The 3,328-nt window shown below is 67.8% G+C and carries 5 protein-coding genes; 4 read left to right on the top strand and 1 reads right to left on the bottom strand.

Going from position 1 to position 3,328, the window contains the following annotated elements; translation table 11 throughout:
* The first annotated feature begins 182 nt into the window (after positions 1–182).
* The 3 genes from AOK18_RS14050 (at position 183) to AOK18_RS14040 (ending at position 1,687) form a co-directional block, all read left to right on the top strand.
* Positions 183–566 carry a tyrosine-type recombinase/integrase gene (locus AOK18_RS14050; RefSeq protein ID WP_055694573.1) on the top strand — a complete coding sequence of 128 codons (384 nt, stop codon included), beginning with the start codon at positions 183–185 and terminating at the stop codon, positions 564–566.
* Between the two features lie 441 nt (positions 567–1,007).
* Positions 1,008–1,292 carry a hypothetical protein gene (locus AOK18_RS14045; RefSeq protein WP_055570483.1) on the top strand — a complete coding sequence of 95 codons (285 nt, stop codon included), beginning with the start codon at positions 1,008–1,010 and terminating at the stop codon, positions 1,290–1,292.
* Positions 1,274–1,687 carry a PIN domain-containing protein gene (locus AOK18_RS14040; RefSeq protein WP_055570484.1) on the top strand — a complete coding sequence of 138 codons (414 nt, stop codon included), beginning with the start codon at positions 1,274–1,276 and terminating at the stop codon, positions 1,685–1,687. The genes AOK18_RS14045 and AOK18_RS14040 overlap by 19 nt, the downstream gene beginning before the upstream one ends.
* 369 nt (positions 1,688–2,056) lie before the next feature.
* Here the strand turns inward: AOK18_RS14040 and AOK18_RS14035 are convergent, their stop codons facing one another.
* Entirely contained in the window at positions 2,057–2,413 is a 357-nt protein-coding gene (locus AOK18_RS14035) for a winged helix-turn-helix transcriptional regulator (RefSeq protein WP_240503176.1), read from the bottom strand.
* 128 nt (positions 2,414–2,541) lie between these two features.
* Between AOK18_RS14035 and AOK18_RS14030 the strand changes: the two genes are divergently transcribed.
* Positions 2,542–2,943, top strand: a complete 402-nt coding sequence (locus tag AOK18_RS14030) for a RidA family protein (RefSeq protein WP_055570485.1) — start codon at positions 2,542–2,544, stop codon at positions 2,941–2,943.
* The last annotated feature ends 385 nt before the right edge of the window (positions 2,944–3,328 follow it).

The raw sequence follows: 3,328 nt of genomic DNA, 5'->3' as shown, positions 1-3,328 counted from the left end.
CCAGCGAAGTCCTCGCCTTCTCCGCCGAGTGCCTACGGTCCGGCTTCGTCAGGATCCGCTGGCAGGTCAGCGCCAAGGCACACCGCAGCGACAGCCACACGGTCTTCGTGCCGCTCAAGCACCGGACGGAGGGTGAGTACCGCGACNNCGACGCCCACCTGTCGCGGTGGGAGCCGGTTCCTATGACCTTCCCTGGCCAGCGGGGCAAGCGACGCCGGCTGGAGGTCTTCTTCGCCCCGCGCCGACGCGGCAAGGGCGAGATGCCCACCGCCTCCACCTACGGCTATCACTTCAGGAAGGTGTGCGTGTCGGCTGGCCTGATCGATGCGGACGACAAGGCCAAGTACACGCCCGGCAGTCTCCGACACTTCTTCGCCTCGATCGCGTTGGCGAACGGCGTACCGATCCGCGAGGTCTCGCGCTGGCTCGGCCGCAAGTCGATCAAGACCACCGTGGACATCTACGGTCACCTCGTTCCCGAGGCGTGGGATCGTTGTCGAGACATCATGCAGAACGCCATGCGCCCTGCGGCCGAGGGCGTGGAGGGGGCCGTCTCCGCCGCTTGACGTGCTGGATGCGCTGGGTGAACGCCTACCGTGCTGGATCGGTGCTGGATGCGATCACTTGAAGGAACGTTTCCGCAGGTGGGAGCTCTGCACTACAGATTCCGCTTCAACGTGTAGCGGGTGCTGCATCGCCACGTCGCCGATCTGGCAAACATGTAGGTCAGGAGGGGGTCGGTCTTTCAGGGTCGGCCCCCTGGCTGCCTGCCGTGGTGGGATGGTGCCGGGAAACCTGCCTGGTCTTCGCCCGTCATCATCCCCGGTCACCCCTGCCGTGCCGAGAGTGTGCCGGGACGGCGGCCGGCTTCTGCGTCGAGTCGCGGATGGTGCGGGGCGTGACGAGAGGAGTGAGCGGCTCTTCCACAGCCTTTTCCGGTGGCTCCCGCGTGGGTGACGGGGGCGTGGGCCGTAGCACTTTTCCTACTCGTTTGACACACTCGGGTCATGGCTGAGACGACGTACAGCATCGGAGAAGGGCCGGCGACGCGGGTGAGCCTGTCGCTTCCGGAGGGGACCGCGGAGGCGATCCGGGCGCGGGTGGGCAAGCGGGAGTTCTCTGCGTTCATCGCCGCGGCGGTCGAGCGTGAACTGCGCGGCCAGGTGTTGGACGAGTACCTGGCGGATTACGAGAACCGCAAGGGGCCGGTCTCTGAGCAGGCTCGTCAGCGGGCTCGGCAGGTCTTCGACGAGGTGTTCGCCGAGGAGGCCGAGTGGCCCGCCGCAAGCTGAGTCACGAGGGGACGCTGGTCCTCGACAGCGAGGGGCTCTCGAAGCTCCTCGCCGACGACGAGCAGGTGGTGGCTCTGGTTGCCGAGGCGCGCTCGCGAAGCATGGAGGTCGTGATCAGCGCGCTCACCCTCATCGAGGTCGTCCATGTCCGTACGGACAAGTCCCGCCTGAACCGGGTGCTCTCCGGGCTGCGCGTAGTCCCGGTGGGCGACGAGGAGGCGAGGGCGGCCTCGAAGTTGCTGATGGATGCCGGTTTGCACGGGCACAAGTATGCGATCGACGCTGCGGTCGCCGAGGCCGCGTTGCGGCAGCACCGCCCCGTGCTCATGTTGACCTCCGATGTCGACGACATGGTCAAGCTGTGCGGTGATCGCGTCCGGCTCGTGGCGGTGTGATCTCCCTTTGCACGGGTCACCAGCACGGTCTCATCGACGCGTTGGTCCCGGAGCCATGCGTTTCCCGGTCGGGAAAAGGCTCCCGCCGCAGCGCGCGACGAAGGTAGCCCGGAGTTCCGGCGGTCTACCGGATCAGCTCCCGTATGCGTCGTCCTTGTCCCATGCGCGAGGTGTCCCAGAAGTGCGGAGGCGTCAACGTCATGTTGCTCCGGCTCGCCTCCCCCTGGCCTTGGTCCCGTTCACCCGCGTCGGCTCCGGGCCTGTGGCCGTGTCGGTGAACGGCGAGCCCCCGGGGCCCGGGAAGCGCGGTGACCAGGGGCCCGTAAGGTCTCCTTCACCCGAAAGCCCGCCTTCCGGTCCTTCGTCCCCTCAGGCGTCGAAACGGCCGCGCGCACTCTCGAGGGGACCGAGGTGCTGGTGGGTCCAGCCGCATATGGCGTCGACCGCGGTGCGCGGGGCCCGGCCCGGCTCGGTGAGGGTGTACTCGACTCGCGGCGGCACGGTGGGGTGCACCTTCCGGTCGGCCAGGCCATTGCGCTCCAGCATGCGCAGGTTCTGGGTGAGCATCCTGTGGCTGACGCCCTCGACCTCGTTCCGCGGCTCGCTGAAGCGCAGGGTGCGCTCGCCGAGCGCCTCGATGATCAGGAGCGCCCACTTGGGGGCGACGTCCGAGAAGATCTCCCGCGCCGGGGAGTCCGCGCGCCGCAGGTCGGCGCCCTCGGGCAGGCCCTTGAGTGGTTACGTGGTCACCATCAGGTTCCTCAGTCACCGAAAAGTGCGTTCTTCCAGGTCAGTCATCACTCTCCTAAAGTTTCCGAGTAACTACAAGAGAGTGGATCGGAAGGGCGAGCACCATGGCCACCATTGATGTCTTCACCTACGACGTGCCGGCCGAGAGCGACTTCGGCTACTCACAGGCGATCAAGTCCGGCGAGCTGATCCACGTCTCTGGACAGCTCTCGTTCGACGAGGCAGGCGAGTTCCTCTACGCGGGCGACTTCGCCGCCCAGCTCGAGCAGACCTACGCCAACATGGACAAGGTCCTGGACCACTACGGCGCCACCCGGAACCAGGTCGTCTCACAGACCCTGTACGTGGTGAACCTGCGGCAGAATGCCGCGGCGACGGCGGAGGGCAACCTGGGGTACTTCGGCGACCACCGCCCGGCCAGCACGGTCCTGGGCGTCACTGAACTGACCTTGCCCGGTCAGGTCATCGAGATCAGCTTCGTCATCGACACGAAACTGCCCGCCTGAGGTATCCCCCTCGCACGTCCCACAGCCCTCCGGGGGCTCCGTTCGTGGAACGGTCGCAGTGCGTGTGCCGCTGCTTGCGCGGCGCGTCCAGGTCCGCCCGTCCGATTTCGTACGCGAGCGTCTCGTCGTGCGAGCGCGACACACAGGTGCACGGCGCGGGGCGTGTGGCTCACCGGCCGACGGCGGCGGTCGTCAGGGCGCGGGCGGCGACGGCGCACAGGGTCCGCACCCCGGCAGGGCGTTCCACCGTCCTTCGAACGCCGTGCGGGCGGCCTTGCCCGAGGAGCCGGACAGGTCCTGCGGACTGCTCACGGCAGCACCTCCGCATATCCTCACCGGGCCCTCTCGGGGACACCGTTCCGCCCGCTCCGGCAGCGCTGCCGGA

Origin of the sequence: Streptomyces prasinopilosus, from assembly GCF_001419695.1 — a bacterium.
Taxonomy (GTDB): Bacteria; Actinomycetota; Actinomycetes; order Streptomycetales; family Streptomycetaceae; genus Streptomyces; species Streptomyces prasinopilosus.
This window is presented reverse-complemented; position numbering and strand designations above follow the sequence as displayed.

Coding starts and splice junctions, on each gene's coding strand:
- AOK18_RS14050 (WP_055694573.1), top strand. CDS start 183: ATGACCTTCCCTGGCCAGCGGGGCAAGCGACGCCGGCTGGAGGTCTTC.
- AOK18_RS14045 (WP_055570483.1), top strand. CDS start 1,008: ATGGCTGAGACGACGTACAGCATCGGAGAAGGGCCGGCGACGCGGGTG.
- AOK18_RS14030 (WP_055570485.1), top strand. CDS start 2,542: ATGGCCACCATTGATGTCTTCACCTACGACGTGCCGGCCGAGAGCGAC.